We start from the raw sequence: 17109 nt of genomic DNA on the forward strand, positions 1-17109 counted from the left end.
ATGACGACTGCCACAGAACTCCTCAAGCAAATCAAGGATAACGACGTCAAGTTTGTCGACCTGCGCTTTACCGACCCGAAGGGCAAGATGCAGCATGTGACAATGGACGTCTCCTGTGTTGACGAAGACATGTTCGCCGATGGCGTCATGTTCGACGGCTCCTCGATTGCCGGTTGGAAGGCCATCAACGAATCCGACATGGTGCTGATGCCAGATTGCGGCACCGCCCATATGGACCCGTTCTTCGCCCAGTCGACCATGGCCGTGTTCTGCGACGTTCTCGACCCGATCACCGGTGAAGCCTACAGCCGCGACCCGCGCACCACCGCCAAGAAGGCCGAAGCCTATCTGCAGGCCTCCGGCCTCGGCGACACCGTCTATATCGGCCCCGAGCCCGAATTCTTCGTCTTCGACGACGTCAAGTACAAGGCTGATCCCTACAACACCGGTTTCAAGCTCGACTCGACCGAACTGCCGTCCAACGACGATACCGATTACGAGACCGGCAATATGGGCCACCGCCCGCGCACCAAGGGCGGCTACTTCCCGCTGCCTCCGATCGACAGCTGCCAGGACATGCGTTCCGAAATGCTGACGGTTCTGGCCGAGATGGGCCTGGTTGTCGAAAAGCATCACCACGAAGTGGCCTCGGCCCAGCACGAATTGTGCATGGTCTTCGACACGCTGACCCGCATGGCCGACAAGACCCAGATCTACAAATACGGCGTCCACCAGGTTGCCCATGCCTATGGCAAGACCGCGACCTTCATGCCGAAGCCGGTCTTCGGGGACAACGGCTCGGGCATGCATGTGCACCAGTCGATCTGGAAGGGCGGCAAGCCGACCTTCGCCGGCGACGAATATGCCGGTCTGTCGGAAAACTGCCTCTACTACATCGGCGGCATCATCAAGCACGCCAAGGCCATCAACGCCTTCTCCAACCCGTCGACCAACTCCTACAAGCGTCTGGTCCCGGGCTACGAAGCGCCTGTGCTGCTGGCCTACTCGGCCCGCAACCGTTCGGCCTCCTGCCGCATTCCATTCGGCTCGTCGCCGAAGTCCAAGCGCGTTGAAGTCCGCTTCAGCGATCCGACAGCCAATCCGTATCTCTGCTTCGCAGCGATGCTGATGGCCGGCATCGACGGCATCAAGAACAAGATCCATCCCGGCAAGGCCATGGACAAGGACCTCTATGACCTTCCTGCCAAGGAACTCAAGAAGATCCCGACCGTCTGCGGCTCGCTGCGCGAAGCGCTCGAAAGCCTCGACAAGGATCGCAAGTTCCTCACTGCCGGCGGCGTCTTCGACGACGATCAGATCGACTCCTTCATCGAGCTGAAGATGATCGAAGTGATGCGCTATGAAATGACACCGCATCCTGTCGAATTCGACATGTACTACTCGTCCTAAGTGATCATGGCCGGGCCGCCCAGGCGGTCCAGTGTCGGCACAAGAAAACCGGCGTAACCTGATTGGTTTCGCCGGTTTTTCTTTTGTATTCAATTGGATGGGATCAGGATCTCAGATCGTGTTTGAAGATGGCCGGTGTCGACCAGCCCGCCCATGATCCCGGATCCACATGAAAACGGGGCGGATCAGCGATCCACCCCGTCAGATATCCGGCGACAGGCCCGTGGGCCGGCAAAAAACCTATTTCTTGGTCTGGCTGCCGATGAAATCGCGGACGATGCGGACGATGCCGCGGCCGAGCACTGCGTCGAGTGCGGTGATGAAGGCATCGACATGTTCGCGGCCGCAGATCAGCGGCGGCTCGAGCCGGATGACATTGCGATTGTATTCGGTGAACGCCACCAGCACATCGTGATCGCGCAGCAATTCGGCGCCGACGAAGCCCGACAGCGAGCCTTTCAGCTTGTCGTCCAGCAGCCCGACCATCGGCCGCAGCAGGGCCGGAAGCGTCTGGCTGAAATCCTGGAATTCGAGACCGACCATGAAGCCGCGGCCGCGCACATCCTTGATGATCTGCGGGTATTTCTCCTTGAGCTCGTTGAGCCGTCGGATCAGATAGCCCCCGACCTCCTCGGTATTGCCGAGCAGATCCTCGTCATACATGACATTGAGGCCCTCGATGGCGGTGACACAGGCCTCGCCAATGCCGCCGAAGGTGGCCTGGGCGTGGATCATCGCGGTTTTCGGCGTACCATAGGCCTTCATATAGACCTTGCGCGACGCAATCATCGCCGCCATCGCGGTCTTGCCGGCGCCGAGCGACTTGGCCAGCGCCGTCACATCCGGCTGCACGCCGGTGTGTTCGAAAGCAAAGAAGCAGCCCGAGCGGCCCATGCCGCACTGCACCTCGTCAGCGACCCACAACACGCCATGCTCGTCGCACAGCAGCCGCAGCTCCTGCCAGAACTCGACCGGCGCCTCGATGATACCGCCGCCGCCCTGGATGGTCTCGAGCACGATGACGCCGATTTCGGGATCGGATTCAAATGCCAGGCGGATCGCCTCGATGTCGCCGAACGGCACCTTGATGGTGTTGCCGGTGAGCTGGAACTCGCCCCGATAGAGTTCCGAGTCGGTGAGCGAGAGCACGCCCTTGGTCTTGCCGTGGAAAGAGTTCTCGGCATAGACGATCTTGGGACGCTTCGGCCCGGCGGCGCGTTCGGCCACCTTGATCGCCGCTTCCATGGCTTCCGAGCCGGACGAGCCGAGGAACACCATGTCGAGATCGCCCGGCGCGATCGCCGCCAGGTTCTTGGCCAGAGCCGAGGCATACTGGCTCATGAAGGCGATGGCGATTTCATGCCGATCCTCATCCTGAAAGGCCTTTCGGGCAGCAAGGATGCGCGGGTGGTTGTGGCCGAATGCCAGCGATCCGAAACCGCCGAAGAAATCCAGGATCTTGCGGCCGTTCTGATCGGTGTAATACATGCCCGAGGCACTCTCGATCTTGACCTTGTGGAAGCCCAGAAGCTTCATGAAATGCAGCTGTCCGGGATTGATGTGGTCCTTGAACAGATTGGTCATCTCGGCCAGCGACATCGCCTTGGCGTCGGCAACGCTGAGCAGATCCGGACGCGCGGTCGGGCCCGATTCTGGTGCGGTGGTGGTCATGGGCGGTGCTTCCACTGTAACGCGTGTCGGTGTATCAAGCATGGTTCTGGCTCCCCTGGAACGGTTTATTCGGCCGGTGCGACCTGTGCGGTGGCAGGTGATCCGCCCCGCACTTTTTGGCGCGATATTCGTCATAAGCGGCGATCAGCATGTCCTCGTCGCGATATTGCGGCACCCAGCCGAGTTGGCGCTCGCCCTTGGAAACGTCGAGCACGCAGTTCTCGTCGGCGATCAGATATTGTTCCGGATCCATGATTGGCATGTTGATCAGGTCGAACAGGTCGAGCGTGCGCTTGACCGCCCAGCCCGGCGTCGGGATCAGGAAGGACTTCGACCCGGCGTGCTTGACCAGATCGCCGAGCAGCTTGCGCACCGGCGGCGGGTTGATCGAGCCGAGATTATAGGCCTCGTTCGGCACACCGGCCTTCCAGGCCAGACGGGCAGCCTCGGCGCAATCGAATACCGAGATGAACTGGTAGGGATTCCTGCCCGAGCCGATCATCGGCACCGGCAGGTTGGCATCGATCAGCTTGAACAGCTTTTCCAGGATGCCAAGCCGGCCCGGTCCGATGATCAGGCGTGGCCGGAACAGCGAGATCGACATGCCGCGGGCGCGCCAGTCAGCGGCCAGAACCTCGGTGTCGAGCTTGGACTGGCCATACTCGCCCAATGGCGCCACCGGATGGTCCTCGGTCATCGGGAACGTCATCGTGTGACCGTAGATCATGTCGGTGGTGAAATGCACCAGCTTGCTGGCGCCGGCCTTGTCCATGGCTTCGATGATGTGCCGGGTGCCGTCATAATTGACCGGGTAGAAGAAATCATGACGCTTGGCGCGCACCTGCAGCGGCGAGAGCATCTTGGCCGACAGGTTGTAGACCATGTCATCGGCCGCAATCGGAACCCGGGCCACCGCGTCCGGATCGGTGACATCGCAGGTGACGAGCGTCGCGTCCTGGTAGAAGGAGCGGTTGTCGTTGACGATATCTGCGACCACCACGTCCTCGCCTTGGGCGAGCAGGGTCTGGGCGAGATGGCGACCGACAAAACCGTCGCCTCCAAAAATGACGTGTTTCATCCCGAAATCTCTCTTGCTGCTACATTTATCTGGGTGGACTGGGCTGTGTCCTGCGCGTCGACCGCGTGGCCGTCGCGGCCCGACTGGGCGATCAGGACGGTGCCGATGCAGATGAAGGCGATGCCGGCGATGCGCCAGCTGTTGAGGTCTTCCTTGAACAGCACATAGGCGAATATCGCCACGGCCACATAGGCCAGGCTCAGGAAGGGATAGGCAAAGGAAAGTTCGACCTTGGACAGCACGTAAAGATGCGAGGCCATGGAAATGACGAAAGTCGCCAATCCGGCAAAAACCCAGGGGTTGAACAAGATCTGGAAGATCCGCGCAATCATCGTGTCTGCGGTGAAGCTGACAGGGCCGAGTGACAGCATGCCTTGCTTGAGCATCAACTGCGCCGCAGCATTGGTTGCCACGGTGAAGAGAATGAAGACGATGTATTTCATGTCCGGCTCCGTATTGGGATCGGACCTTTTCTAGTCTTATTTCCCAAACAACCGGTTCATTCACGCAGTCAATTTTTTATTAAATTGCAACTATTCCCGTTTCGGCACGGGATCGGCACCTGCCGACCGCACCCATCAGCGGCTCAGCAGGAACTCGAGCGACTGTTTCCAGTCGGTCATCCGCATCGGGGTGCCGTGAGAGCCGGTCTCAAACAGCACGAACCGCGCCGGATAGTCCGCTGCGGTCTTGCGCACGGCATCAAACACCGCCTTCTGGTCTTCCCAGTCATAGACCGTATCGAGACTGCCATGGGTGAAGACGATCGGCAATCCGGATTTGACGGCCCGGCTTCCGGCAAACGCCATGTCGGGGGCGCCGCCCAGCAGGGCCATGCCGGCAAGCCTGTCCACCACGGCCGGATCATTGGCGAGGCTTGAGCAGATGAACGCCCCCATCGAGGCGCAGGCCAGCACCACCGGCGCCTTGCCGGCCATGATGATCGCCTTGACGTCGCTTGCCCCCTGCGCGTCGAAGCTCTTCACCGTCGGCGTCATATAGGCGCCGCCATTGAGCACCATCAGGTTCTTGAGCCGGTTGAAATTGCCGCCGAAGGTATAGTCGTTCATGCCGAGCCGCTGGTCGCCGCCACGGCCATGGACAAAGATCACCGCAAACCGCGCCTTGGAATAATCACCCGTCACCCCGGTCTCGATCTCCCTGCCCCCGACGGCATGCAAGGCCGGCCGGGTCTGCCGCTTGACCCCGGCGGAGACGTAATTCGAGCGGACCCGCCGTTCCGGTTCGACATCGCGGCTGTGGATATCGCGCTGCTTGTCATAGTCGACCACCATGAAGGCGCCGTCCTTCGAGATCGACAGGATGCCGGGATAGGCGAAGAGCTTGTCCTTGTGACCGCGGAGCTCGAGAGAAATGGCCGGTGAGATTGCACAGATCAGCACCGCCCCGGCGAGAACAAACGCACTGAGCCGGGGATGAAGGCCGCGCAAAGCCGCAAACCAAATGATACACAGTCGCTTGAACGGACGGATTCTGGCACACTCCGGGTGATTCGTTTCCCCAATTTACATCAGGCATCACGGCAATATGGACGATTCCAACGATCTTTTTTCGACAATGGCCTCACCCGTTGCAGGACCGGCGCCAAAAGCGGAAAACGCGCCACCCAGACAGGCTGCTGCAGCCGCCGCCAAACCGGCGCGTGCGCCGGCTTCCGGCAAGGGCGCGCCAGCCAGCGGCGATGACTATGACGCCTCGACAATCGAGGTGCTTGAAGGTCTGGAGCCGGTGCGGCGCAGGCCCGGCATGTATATCGGCGGCACCGACGAGCGCGCCCTGCACCACCTGTTTGCCGAAGTCATCGACAACTCGATGGACGAAGCCGTGGCCGGCCATGCCACATTCATCGAGGTCGAGCTCGATGCCGACGGCTATCTGTCGGTCACCGACAATGGCCGCGGCATTCCGGTCGAAAACCATCCGAAATTTCCCGGCAAGTCGACGCTCGAAGTCATCCTGACCGTGCTCCATGCTGGCGGCAAGTTCGACAGCAAGGTCTATGAAACCTCCGGCGGCCTGCACGGCGTCGGGGTCTCGGTGGTCAATGCGCTGTCGGATGATCTGGTGGTCGAGATCGCCCGCAACAAGAAGCTCTACCGCCAGCGTTTTTCGCGCGGCATCCCGCAGGGCGGGCTCGAGGATCTGGGCGACATCCACAACCGGCGCGGCACCAAGGTCCGGTTTCATCCCGATCCCGATATTTTCGGCGCCGGCGCGCGGTTCGATCCGGGCCGGCTGTGCCGCATGGCGCGCTCGAAGGCCTATCTGTTCGGCGGTGTCGAGATCCGCTGGTCCTGTGCGCCGTCGCTGGTCGAGGGAACCGAGACGCCCGACAAGGCGGTGTTTCATTTCCCCGGCGGCCTGAAGGACTATCTCGAGGCGTCGCTGGGCAAGGACTACCGGGTTACCCGCGACATCTTTGCCGGCAAGACCGAGCGGACTGGCGGTCACGGATCGCTGGAATGGGCGGTGACCTGGTATGGCGGCGATTCCTCGATCAGCTCCTACTGCAACACCATCCCTACCCCGGACGGCGGCACCCACGAGGCCGGGCTCAGGATTGCCCTGACCAAGGGCCTCAAGGCCTATGCCGAGCTGACCGGCAACAAGCGCGCATCGGCCATCACCACAGACGACGTGATGATCTCCTCGATCGGCATGCTGTCGGTGTTTGTCCGCGAGCCGGAATTCGTCGGCCAGACCAAGGACAAGCTCGCCTCCGCCGAAGCCCAGCGGATCGTCGAGAACGCGCTGCGCGACCCCTTTGACCATTTCCTCGCCGATTCGCCCGCCGAGGCCGACAAATTGCTCGAATGGGTGATTGACCGCGCGGACGAGCGGGTGCGGCGGCGCAAGGAGAAGGAAGTCAACCGCAAGACGGCCGTGCGCAAGCTGCGGCTTCCGGGCAAATTGTCCGATTGCAGCCAGACCACGGCGGCGGGCGCCGAGCTGTTCATCGTCGAGGGTGATTCCGCCGGCGGCTCGGCCAAGCAGGCGCGCAACCGGACCAACCAGGCGATCCTGCCGCTGCGCGGCAAGATTCTCAATGTCGCCAGCGCGGGCCGCGAGAAACTGGGCGCCAACCAGCAGATCGCCGATCTGGTGCAGGCGCTGGGAAGCGGAACCCGGTCAAAATATCGCGACGAGGACCTGCGCTACGAACGCATCATCATCATGACCGATGCCGATGTCGACGGCGCGCATATTGCCTCGCTGCTGATCACCTTCTTCTACCAGGAGATGCCGGAGCTGATCCGCAATGGCCATCTCTATTTGGCGGTGCCGCCACTCTACAAGCTGACCCAGGGCGCAAAGTCACTCTATGCCCGCGATGACGCCCACCGCGTCGAATTGCTGGAAACCGAGTTTACCGGCCGCGGCAAGGTGGAGATCAACCGGTTCAAGGGACTTGGCGAAATGATGGCCTCGCAGCTCAAGGAGACCACCATGGATCCCTCCAAGCGGACCCTGCTAAAGGTGGCAATTGATTCCAGCGATCCCGAATCCACACAGGAAGCGGTCGACAATCTGATGGGAACCAAGGCGGATGCCCGCTTCCGCTTCATCCAGGAACACGCGGCATTTGCCGACAATCTGGATATCTGAGCAGCGGTCGCGTTGCGGCTGATTGTTCGGACAAGGCATTCATAGGGCTATGATTTTGCAACAAGTGTGTCAGGTTGTCAGCGTCACGGGTGCTGCCTCTGATTGCTCCACTGTGTCCGTGTGCGGTTTTTTGAACGTCAGACAGGGAGCGCAACCGAAAGCAGGTCACATGAGACAGCAAGCCGCCAGCGTCACCAAACGCCTTATGATCGTTTCCGCCGTCATTTTCATGACGTCCGCTGCCTCCCATGCCGACAATTTCGGCGCCATTGCCTTTTCGCAATCCAGCGGCGCCTACGGTACGTCCTATGACTACAGCTCACGTCGCGACGCGGAAAACCGGGCCATGACGGAATGCCGGACGCGGAGCCGCGGCTGCAAGGTCGCCATCTGGTTCAGGAATGCCTGTGGCGCGGTCGCCACCGGAGCGAATGGCTGGGGCAGTGCCTGGGCCGGAAACCGGCAGCAGGCGGAACGGGCAGCGAAACAAAACTGCTCCAAACACACCAATGGTTGCCGCACGCTGGCCTGGAGCTGCACGTCACGATAGCTTGACCTGATCAGGCTGCCTCGGCTGCCAGGGCATGGGCGTAATCGCGCGAGGCCTGGCGGCGCCAGTTCATCTGCAGGGTTTCAACCAGGCGCAACAGCTCGGCCACGGCCGGATTGCGGGCGGCATCGGCTGCGTGGCGCTGCATCAGTTCCGACGTCACCCGGCCGGTGTCGATGCTCGACTGGTTTTTCGATGCGGCACGCCAGATCAGCGTTGCGGTGACAAACACCGGCGCCAGGTCGCCTGCCAGTCCGATTGATCGGTAAAGCGCCCGCATCGACGCCTCGCGCCCGTCAATTAATATGCCGCGCACCCGGCCATCATTCATTCCCGACAGCGAAACCACGGCTGCGGCGAAGAAATCGACATTGCCGGTGCACAGCGCATGGATCAGAAAAGCCGGGGTCAGCCGGCCTGACATCCGCAAATGTTCAACCAGTGCCGGGATTTCGTCGGAGATGACGGTTTCGGCAAGCCGCAGCGTGGCGCTGATGCAGGCTTCTTCGGTGATTTTCCGGCCACGGCTGCCGCCAATGGCTGAGCGGACGAACGCCGAACCGGCCAGCGCGATGCCGAGCCGTTCCACCAGAGCCTGGCGAACATCGCAGGGCAGATCGGCACGATCAAACAGACGTCCGCGAATTTCGGCTTCGTCGCCAAAGCGCTCGGCAATGCGGCGCAGCGATATGCGGGCAATCGACACATGCGGATTGTCGAGCATGTCGGCAACGGCCTCGGTCTCGCCAACCTCGGCCAGGGCCGCAGCGACGGACACCGACAGGGATCGCCGGAAGGCGACGAATTGTTGCAGTGAGGAGCGGCCACTGGCGACGATTTCGATCAGGTCATTGTCAGCCAGCACCGGCGACAGGGCGATGATTCGGCCTGCAACCTCGATCTGGTCGCCAGCCAGCGCCAGAATAACGCCGCGCGGCGCATGATCGACACCGGCCAGGCCCTCGGCAAGTGCGAGTCGGACTTTTGGAGAAGGGTCTTCCAGCAACAGCGACAGCGCCGCTTCGGCAGCCTGGCGTTCGGATAAATCCATAGCACCCTGCGCATAAGCGCGGGTCAAAGCCGATGTGGCGCGACACCGTTCGCTTGTGTTCGCCGTTTCCGACCACTTCAAAAAGGACTTTACAATCATCTGTACGCAGACCCCACTCGATACCAATGAGGAGAAGCTAGGGCAAAAAGGTTTACGTTCGGTTCACCATGCTTGTTAACGTCTTCGAGCCCGGTGCGGCGGTCTTGCGTCGCAGCGGCGAACACGGCATCTATGCAGCCTGACTGCGTGGGGAGGACCAAATGCACGGCATGTATCTCGAGGAATTCGAACCCGGAGTGGTGATCAGCCACAGCCTCAGGCGCACCGTCACCGAGATGGACAACATGTTGTTTTCCAACATGACGCTCAATCCGCAGCCGCTGCATATCGACTACGAGTTCTGCAAGACCACCGAATTCGGACAACCGCTGGTCAATTCGCTGTTCACGCTGGGACTGATGATCGGCATTTCCGTCAACGACACCACAATCGGCACCACCATCGCCAATCTCGGCATGACCGATGTGACATTTCCCAATCCTTTGTTTCATGGCGACACCGTGCGGGTGGAGACACGGATCGTCTCCGTTCGCGAATCAAGATCCAAACCTGATCGCGGTATTGTCGAGATGGAGCACCAGGCCTTCAACCAGCATGACAAGCTGGTTGCCCGTTGCGTCCGCCAGGCGATGATGCGCAAGAGGCCCACACCATGATGCGCTCGATGCTGTTCGTGCCCGGCGATTCGGACCGCAAGATGCGCAAGGCCAGCGCATGCGGCGCCGATGCGCTGATTCTTGATCTCGAGGATTCGGTGGCCTTGCCGAAAAAGCCCGAGGCCCGGCAGATCGTGGCGCGATTTCTGGCCGAGGCCCCCAGGGGCGCGGGTGCGCCGAAACTGATCGTTCGGATCAATGCGCTCGACACCGGCCTGACCGGTGACGATCTGGCCGCAGTCATGACCGGCGCGCCGGATGCAATCCTGCTGCCCAAGGCCGGTTCCGGCGCCGAAATTCAGGAACTCGACGCCCGCATCGGTGTCGAGGAAGCAGATGCTGATCTGCCGGCCGGACATACGAGAATTCACGCCCTGATGACCGAAACCGCGGCCGGCCTGCTCGCGGCCGGGTCCTTTTCCGGCAAATCCGGACGCCTGTCGGCGCTCGCCTGGGGGGCGGAGGATCTGGCCGCCGATATCGGCGCCTCCTCCAACCGGAACGAGAACGGCCACTACACCGATGTCTTCCGTCTGGCCCGCAGCATGACCATTCTGGCCGCGGCCAATGCCGGGGTGGATGCGATCGACACCGTGTTTACGGATTTCCGCGACATGGAAGGCCTTGATGACGAATGCCGGGCGGCGGTGCGCGACGGGTTTTCCGGCAAGATGGCAATCCATCCGGATCAGGTCAGCGTCATCAATGCCGCCTTCACGCCGGCACCCGAGGATGTCGACCGCGCTGTCCGCATCCTGACCCTGTTTTCTGCCGCGGGGCCGGATGCCGGAGTCCTCTCACTGGACGGCAAGATGATCGACAGGCCGCATGTGCGCCAGGCCGAGCGGGTGGCGCGCCGCGCCGGGCTCGATCCCGACGCCCTGCCCGGCTCCGGTTAGGTTCAGGCCTTGCTCCAGGCCGGACGCTTCATCGTGAATGTCCGGGATGCATCGGCATAATCCATATAGCCCAGCCGGCCGACAGGGGCGGCGATCGACATGTCGAGCATGCCGTCGACCAGCGCCGCTTCGTCGATATGGATGCCCATCACCTGGCCGATGACGACGAAATTGCCGCTGGCCACGCCGCCGAGTCCCTTGGCTTCAAAGATCTCCGTGACCTGGCATTCCAGCGCCGCATAGGATTCGGCCACATAAGGCGCATTGACCATCCGTCCCTCGGCCATTGCCAGGGCGGCGAATGCAAATTCGCTTTCGCCATAGGGGGCGTCGGCGGAGGACAGGTTCATCTTTTCAGCCAGGTTGCGGCTGACCATGCTTGCGGTGAAGACCCCGGTTTCCTCGACATTGCGCAAGGTGTCCTTGCGCCCGGAGGAAGAAAACATCACCATTTTCGGACGATCGGAAATGGCGTTGAAATAGGAATACGGCGCCAGATTGACCGAGCCGTCGCTGCCCCTGCTGCCGATCCATCCTATCGGGCGCGGGCTGACGATCGCCTTGAACGGGTCATGCGGCAGCCCGTGCTGATTGTCCTGTGTCGTGTAGAACAACGGGTTCACTCCCCTGCAAAAGTGACAATGTCGGCCAGATCCGGCCGGGGGCGTTCGCCGGGATGCATTTTCGGCGTGCCGATATGGATGAAACCGGCCACCCGTTCGCCGGCAGCAACCCCGAGCAGCGGATGCACGCTCTCGTCAAAGGCGAACCATTCCGACAGCCAGTTGGCCGCATAGCCCAGCGCATTGGCCGCCATCAGCAGATTGAGGCAGACGGCGCCGGCGCTGAGCACCTGTTCCCATTCGGGGATTTTGACATGCGGGGCTGCGCGCGAAATCACCGCGATCACCACCGGGGCGCGGGTCAGCCGGGAATGCTCGACCGCGATCATCTCGTCATCCATGTCCGGCTTGTTAGCCATCGCAACCTTGGCCAGCTCCTGCGATATCCGCTCACGTTCGGCGCCGGCATAGACAATGAAGCGCCAGGGCGCCAGCTTGCCGTGATCGGGAACCCGGCTGGCAAGCCTGAGCATCTCCTCGATCTCGGGACGCGACGGACCCGGCTCGCTCATCTGGAACGCCGGAATCGACCGGCGGGTTTCGAGATAGGTCTTCAGGGCGGCATTGACCGGCATGTCTTCCTCGTGCATTCAGGTTAAACAGGGTTTGGCCATGAATTTGCCATGGCGTTGGGGTCCAAGTGGCCCACTCGCATCCCGGAAGTCAACCGGACCGGACCGTATGAACAGACTGTCACCATCCCTCCTTGCCTTGCTTGCAATCGCACATGCGTCGGGGCCCGCCCAGGCGCAGGAAGCGTTTGGCGACGGCGCCCAGCCGAAGATCAACATGCCGGGCCTGAGCCAGTATGCACCGGCCGATGCGGCAGGCGCCGGCGCAGTCAACGGCCGCACCGTCCGGGTCGAAGCAGCACTGACCGAAGCCGGGGCACCGCTCAAATACGGCCTGACCTGGCGGATCTTTCATCCGATTCCGGGACCTGACGGCAAATTGCCGCTGCTGGCTTCGGCCGAGGGAGGCTCGGCGCAGTTCGAATTCGAACCCGGAGACTATTTCATCCATGTCGCATTCGGCCGCGCCGGCGTGACCAAGAAGCTGACGGTGCCGAGAGACGGCCCGCTGGAAACCCAGCGCATGGTGCTTGAGGCAGGCGGGCTGGTGCTCAATGCCGTCTCCGGCATCGATGCCCGCATTCCGGTGAGCCAGTTGCGCTTCAATATCTACAAGGCCGATGAGAGCATCGACGGCGAACAGCAGCTTGTGGTCGAGGACGTCAAGCCCGACACCATTGTCCGGCTCAATGCCGGAACCTATCATATCGTCTCCGAATATGGCGCCGTCAACGCGGTGATCCGCTCCGACATCCGTGTCGAGGCCGGCAAGCTGACTGAGGCCATCATCCAGCACCGCGCCGCGCAATTGACGCTCAAGCTGGTCGCGGAAGAAGGTGGAGAGGCAATTGCCGATACCGCCTGGTCGATCCTGACCTCGGGCGGCGACGTGGTGTCGGAAAGCGTCGGCGCCTTCCCGACGATCGTGCTGGCCGAAGGCGAATACACCGCGATTGCCCGCAACAAGACCAAGGTGTTCCAACGCGAATTCACCGTGGTTGCGGGGCAGAATTCCGATGTGGAAGTGCTGCTCAACTAGGGCGCTGCGGCGTGCCTTGATTTTTTTCACCACTGCACGAATGGAAAACGGCGCGACGTAGGAAATACGCCGCGCCGCAGATCGTCAGGCTGAGCGTGCAGCCTTTTCCGCTTCCTTGCGAACCAGGTCCGGCGGCGTTGCCTCCTGCACCAGCTGCGAAATCGCCTCATCCAGCGTCATCGACACCTGATCGCGGCTGCCGAGCCGGCGCATGTTGACCGCCTGTTCTTCCGCCTCGCGCATGCCGCAGACGAGGATCACCGGAACCTTGGCCAGCGAATGTTCGCGGACCTTGTAGTTGATCTTCTCGTTGCGGAAGTCAGTGTCGACCTGCAGGCCGGCATCGCGCAGTTTCTGCGCCACGGAAGCACCGTAATCATCGGCTTCCGAGGTGATCGTGGCCACGACAACCTGCAGCGGCGCAAACCACAGCGGCATGTGACCGGCATGGCTTTCGATCAAGATGCCGAGGAAGCGTTCCAGCGAACCGCAGATTGCCCGGTGCACCATCACCGGCTGCTTCTTTTCCGAATCCGAGCTGATATAGAAGGCGCCGAAGCGTTCGGGCAGATTGAAATCCACCTGGGTGGTGCCGCACTGCCATTCTCGGCCGATGGCGTCGCGCAAGGTGTATTCGAACTTGGGCCCGTAAAACGTGCCCTCGCCTTCATTGATGCCGGTCTTGATACGCCCGCCCGATTCGGCGGCCATCTTTTCGAGCACCTTCTTGAGAATGTCCTCGGCGTGATCCCACATCGCATCGGTGCCGACGCGCTTTTCCGGACGGGTGGCGAGCTTGACCACCACTTCCTCGAAGCCGAAATCGCGATAGACCGACATCATCAGATCATTGATCTTCAGGCATTCGGCCTCAAGCTGTTCCTCGGTGCAGAAAATATGCGCGTCGTCCTGCGTGAAGGCGCGCACCCGCATCAGCCCGTGCAGGGCGCCCGAAGGCTCATAGCGATGCACATTGCCGAATTCCGCCAGCCTGATCGGCAGGTCGCGGTAGGATTTGAGACCATGCTTGAAGATCTGCACATGGCCGGGACAATTCATCGGCTTGAGCGCAAAGATCCGGTTGTCGGCGGTATCGTCTTCGGGATGGGTGAAGGCATGGGCGGATTTCACCGCAAACATGTTTTCCTGGTACCAGCCCCAGTGGCCGGAGGTTTCCCACAGGCTCTTGTCGAGGATCTGCGGTGCGTTGACCTCTTCATATTCGCGGTCGAGCCGCCGCCGCATATAGGAAAGCAGGTTCTGGAACATGCGCCAGCCCTTGGAATGCCAGAAGACGACGCCCGGGCCCTCTTCCTGGAAATGGAACAGGTCCATTTCGCGGCCGAGCCGGCGGTGGTCGCGTTTCTCGGCTTCCTCGATCATGTGCAGATAGGCATCGAGTTCAGCCTGGTCCGCCCAGGCCGTGCCATAGATGCGGGTCAGCATCGGGTTGTTGGAATCGCCACGCCAATAGGCGCCGGCCACCTTCATCAGCTTGAAGGCGGTGCCGATCTGGCCGGTGGAAGCCATATGCGGGCCGCGGCACATGTCGAACCAGTCGCCCTGACGATAGATTTTCAGATCCTCGTCCGACTTGATCGATTCGATAAGCTCGACCTTGTAGCCCTCGCCCTTTTCCGCAAACACGCGCCTGGCCTCATCGCGCGACCAGACCTCCTTGGTGAAAGGCTTGTTGCGGGCGATGATCTCCTTCATCTTTTTCTCGATCACCGGCAGGTCTTCCGGCGTGAACGGCGCATTGCGGGCAAAGTCGTAATAGAAGCCGTTCTCGATCACCGGGCCGATGGTGACCTGGGTGCCGGGAAACAGTTCCTGCACGGCCTCGGCCATCACATGGGCCGCGTCATGCCGGATCAGCTCCAGCGCACGCGGATCGGTGCGGGTGACGATTTCAAGCCGGCCTTCGCGGACCGGATCGCTCAGATCGGTGAGTTCACCGTCAAGCGCAATCGCCACAGCTTTCTTGGCCAGCGATTTGGAGATCGATTCGGCGACTTCGCGGCCGGTCGTGCCGGCCGGATATTCGCGCTTGGAGCCATCGGGAAAAGTAAGGGATACGGCGGATGCCATGGCAGTCTCTCCTTGTTCCAGTCCCGCCAACGAACGCGGGTGGTTGAGTCATGATGTGTGTGTCGCGGCGTTTACGCGATTTGCCGGTGTGCATCAAGTACGAGCCCTTGCCTGATCCAGCCTGGGCTGGCAAGCCAATGCCTTATCCTTAGATATGACTGTTTTCAGCCGCCACACCGGTGTCCGACCGAGGCAAAGCGCCACGGCGCCCACCAGGTGAGCCGCGCGTCAAGCTCAACCGGCACATTGTCGATGCCGTGGGTTCCGCCCGGGCCGCAGCGCCCTACCCGGAACAGCGCCAGCCAGCCGCCCTTCCACAATCCGTGCCGGGCAATCGCCTCATAGCCATATTCGGAACAGGTCGGCAGATGGCGGCAGGAATTGCCGATGAAACCCGAAAGCGTGAGCTGGTAGAGCCGCACCAGCGCGGTGCCGAACAGCCGGCCCGGGGTTTTGCGCCAATGACCGGAAAAATTACGGCTGGTCATGGATCCCCCAAAACAGCAATCACCGATCTTCGCAACTCGGGTATGGCAGTGCATGCCGTCTTGTACAAAATGCCCAGATCGACCTGATCGTAGCCATGAACTAGCCTGTTGCGCATCGCATAGGCGTCAGCAAGCCTCATTTCTGGATTGTCGCGCACGAAATCCGGCCATTTACTGAGCAGCCGGCCCGCGAGTTCGCCCACCTGTTCGACAGCTTTGGAGACCGCAAGGTGCCGAATCTCATCTCTTTCAAATTCGTCGAACCCGCTGCCGGAAGCGATTGCCTCTGCTTTCCCGCACCACATTTCGAGGCTAGCAAGTAGCGCGTTGAGTTTCCTGTCGGCGCCTGAGATCATAAGGCAACAAGATCGTCGGCGAGAAGGCGCAGGTTCAGGTCCGAAAATTCTCCCTCGGTCCGGACATCCACCTTGACGCCCATCAGCGCGCTCAGGTCGCGTTCGAGCACTGCAAGATCGAAATAGGTGAGATCGCCGGTCCGTTTCACAAGAATGTCCAGGTCGCTTCGTTCCGTGTCGGCGTTGCGCGCGGCTGAGCCGAATATACGCGGATTTTCCAGCGGATAACGCGCTATGATTGCCTTTGCATCACTGCGATGCCTTTCAACAGCTTCAGATGGACGCATGGCAGTCCTCCTTCAGGCCGCCGCCTCGGCAGCCCGCCGCGCCTCGATCTGGTCAAGGCAATCAACGACCGCGTCAAAGGTCAGCAGCGTCGAGGCGTGCCGCGCCCGGTATTCGCGCACCGGTTCGAGGAATTTGAGATCGGCAAAGCGGCCTTCGGGGGCGGGACCGTTCTCCTTGAGCATCTTGCGCATGGTCTCGTGCACCTCGCGCAGTTCGGCAGCGGTTGCGCCGATGATGTTGCCGGCCATGATCGAGGACGATGCCTGACCCAGCGCGCAGGCCTTGACGTCATGGGCGAAGTCGGTGACCTGGTCGCCCTCCATCTTCAGCCAGACCTTGACCTTGGAGCCGCAGAGTTTCGAATGCGCCGAGGCTTCCGCATCCGCGTCCTCGAGCTTGCCGATGCGCGGAATGTTGCCGGCGAAATCCAGGATCCGGGCGTTGTAGACATCATCGATCATCAATTCGGACCTTTTCACATCATTCCGGTCCCGTGGTCCGGGTCCCGGCATCTGGGCCTTGGCAGTCATCCTGCGGCAAGAGGTGACGGTATCGCATCTCGACGCGCGCCTGAGAAACACTATATAGTGTGTTCAAGGCGTTCGGCAAAACCTGTTTGTCGCGCGCTGAGGGAAACCGTGCCGGAGGGG

General features: G+C 61.3%; 18 protein-coding genes. 6 read left to right on the forward strand and 12 right to left on the reverse strand.

Annotation, left to right across the window (positions count from 1 at the left end):
- Positions 1 to 1410 (forward strand): type I glutamate--ammonia ligase, encoded by a 1410-nt coding sequence (glnA, locus tag OEG82_RS13755; protein WP_267612982.1) that lies wholly within the window; start codon positions 1 to 3, stop codon positions 1408 to 1410.
- Between the two features lie 240 nt (positions 1411 to 1650).
- Here the strand turns inward: glnA and OEG82_RS13760 are convergent, their stop codons facing one another.
- The 4 genes from OEG82_RS13760 to OEG82_RS13775 all read right to left on the reverse strand — a co-directional run bounded on the left by OEG82_RS13760 (position 1651) and on the right by OEG82_RS13775 (position 5610).
- The gene (locus OEG82_RS13760) at positions 1651 to 3081 is read right to left on the reverse strand and encodes an aspartate aminotransferase family protein (RefSeq protein WP_267612983.1); all 1431 of its coding nucleotides are present in this window, start codon (positions 3079 to 3081) and stop codon (positions 1651 to 1653) included.
- A 34-nt stretch (positions 3082 to 3115) separates the two neighbouring features.
- On the reverse strand, positions 3116 to 4159 hold the full coding sequence (locus OEG82_RS13765) for an NAD-dependent epimerase/dehydratase family protein (RefSeq protein WP_267612984.1): 1044 nt from the start codon (positions 4157 to 4159) through the stop codon (positions 3116 to 3118).
- Positions 4156 to 4602: an EamA family transporter gene (locus tag OEG82_RS13770; RefSeq protein ID WP_267612985.1), complete on the reverse strand. Its 447-nt coding sequence runs from the start codon at positions 4600 to 4602 to the stop codon at positions 4156 to 4158. Before OEG82_RS13770 ends, OEG82_RS13765 begins: the two co-directional genes overlap by 4 nt.
- A 135-nt stretch (positions 4603 to 4737) precedes the next feature.
- On the reverse strand, positions 4738 to 5610 hold the full coding sequence (locus OEG82_RS13775) for an alpha/beta hydrolase (protein WP_267612986.1): 873 nt from the start codon (positions 5608 to 5610) through the stop codon (positions 4738 to 4740).
- A gap of 97 nt (positions 5611 to 5707) precedes the next feature.
- Here OEG82_RS13775 and parE point away from each other — a divergent pair, with 97 nt between their 5' ends.
- Both parE and OEG82_RS13785 read left to right on the forward strand, forming a co-directional pair.
- Positions 5708 to 7786, forward strand: a complete 2079-nt coding sequence (gene parE / locus OEG82_RS13780; RefSeq protein ID WP_267612987.1) for a DNA topoisomerase IV subunit B — start codon at positions 5708 to 5710, stop codon at positions 7784 to 7786.
- A gap of 169 nt (positions 7787 to 7955) precedes the next feature.
- Positions 7956 to 8336 carry a DUF4189 domain-containing protein gene (locus tag OEG82_RS13785; protein WP_267612988.1) on the forward strand — a complete coding sequence of 127 codons (381 nt, stop codon included), beginning with the start codon at positions 7956 to 7958 and terminating at the stop codon, positions 8334 to 8336.
- Between the two features lie 10 nt (positions 8337 to 8346).
- Here OEG82_RS13785 and OEG82_RS13790 read toward each other — a convergent pair whose 3' ends face one another.
- Positions 8347 to 9387: a DUF2336 domain-containing protein gene (locus OEG82_RS13790; RefSeq protein WP_267612989.1), complete on the reverse strand. Its 1041-nt coding sequence runs from the start codon at positions 9385 to 9387 to the stop codon at positions 8347 to 8349.
- Between the two features lie 242 nt (positions 9388 to 9629).
- Here OEG82_RS13790 and OEG82_RS13795 point away from each other — a divergent pair, with 242 nt between their 5' ends.
- Together OEG82_RS13795 and OEG82_RS13800 are read left to right on the forward strand one after the other, a co-directional pair.
- Positions 9630 to 10103, forward strand: coding sequence for a MaoC/PaaZ C-terminal domain-containing protein (locus tag OEG82_RS13795; RefSeq protein ID WP_473423907.1), 474 nt, complete (start codon positions 9630 to 9632; stop codon positions 10101 to 10103).
- The gene (locus OEG82_RS13800; protein WP_267614955.1) at positions 10103 to 11002 is read left to right on the forward strand and encodes an HpcH/HpaI aldolase/citrate lyase family protein; all 900 of its coding nucleotides are present in this window, start codon (positions 10103 to 10105) and stop codon (positions 11000 to 11002) included. The genes OEG82_RS13795 and OEG82_RS13800 overlap by 1 nt, the downstream gene beginning before the upstream one ends.
- Before the next feature lie 2 nt (positions 11003 to 11004).
- Here OEG82_RS13800 and OEG82_RS13805 read toward each other — a convergent pair whose 3' ends face one another.
- Positions 11005 to 11616, reverse strand: a complete 612-nt coding sequence (locus OEG82_RS13805; protein WP_267612991.1) for a flavin reductase family protein — start codon at positions 11614 to 11616, stop codon at positions 11005 to 11007.
- A 5-nt stretch (positions 11617 to 11621) separates the two neighbouring features.
- Positions 11622 to 12200, reverse strand: coding sequence for a nitroreductase family protein (locus tag OEG82_RS13810; RefSeq protein ID WP_267612992.1), 579 nt, complete (start codon positions 12198 to 12200; stop codon positions 11622 to 11624).
- Positions 12201 to 12306: 106 nt separating this feature from the next.
- On the opposite strand from OEG82_RS13810, the gene OEG82_RS13815 reads away from it, so the two are divergent.
- A complete protein-coding gene (locus tag OEG82_RS13815; RefSeq protein WP_267612993.1) occupies positions 12307 to 13236 on the forward strand; it encodes a hypothetical protein in 930 nt (309 codons plus the stop codon).
- A gap of 84 nt (positions 13237 to 13320) precedes the next feature.
- On the opposite strand, the gene thrS is transcribed toward OEG82_RS13815, so the two are convergent.
- The 5 genes from thrS to OEG82_RS13840 form a co-directional block, all read right to left on the reverse strand.
- Entirely contained in the window at positions 13321 to 15327 is a 2007-nt protein-coding gene (thrS, locus tag OEG82_RS13820) for a threonine--tRNA ligase (RefSeq protein WP_267612994.1), read from the reverse strand.
- A 164-nt stretch (positions 15328 to 15491) separates the two neighbouring features.
- Complete coding sequence (gene yidD / locus OEG82_RS13825; protein WP_267612995.1) at positions 15492 to 15815, reverse strand: membrane protein insertion efficiency factor YidD; 324 nt, start codon at positions 15813 to 15815, stop codon at positions 15492 to 15494.
- Entirely contained in the window at positions 15812 to 16171 is a 360-nt protein-coding gene (locus OEG82_RS13830; RefSeq protein WP_267612996.1) for a HepT-like ribonuclease domain-containing protein, read from the reverse strand. Before OEG82_RS13830 ends, yidD begins: the two co-directional genes overlap by 4 nt.
- The gene (locus OEG82_RS13835) at positions 16168 to 16458 is read right to left on the reverse strand and encodes a nucleotidyltransferase family protein (RefSeq protein ID WP_267612997.1); all 291 of its coding nucleotides are present in this window, start codon (positions 16456 to 16458) and stop codon (positions 16168 to 16170) included. Before OEG82_RS13835 ends, OEG82_RS13830 begins: the two co-directional genes overlap by 4 nt.
- A 12-nt stretch (positions 16459 to 16470) precedes the next feature.
- On the reverse strand, positions 16471 to 16920 hold the full coding sequence (locus tag OEG82_RS13840) for an iron-sulfur cluster assembly scaffold protein (RefSeq protein ID WP_267612998.1): 450 nt from the start codon (positions 16918 to 16920) through the stop codon (positions 16471 to 16473).
- Positions 16921 to 17109: the final 189 nt, after the last annotated feature.

Source organism: Hoeflea ulvae (assembly GCF_026619435.1).
GTDB lineage: Bacteria > Pseudomonadota > Alphaproteobacteria > Rhizobiales > Rhizobiaceae > Hoeflea > Hoeflea ulvae.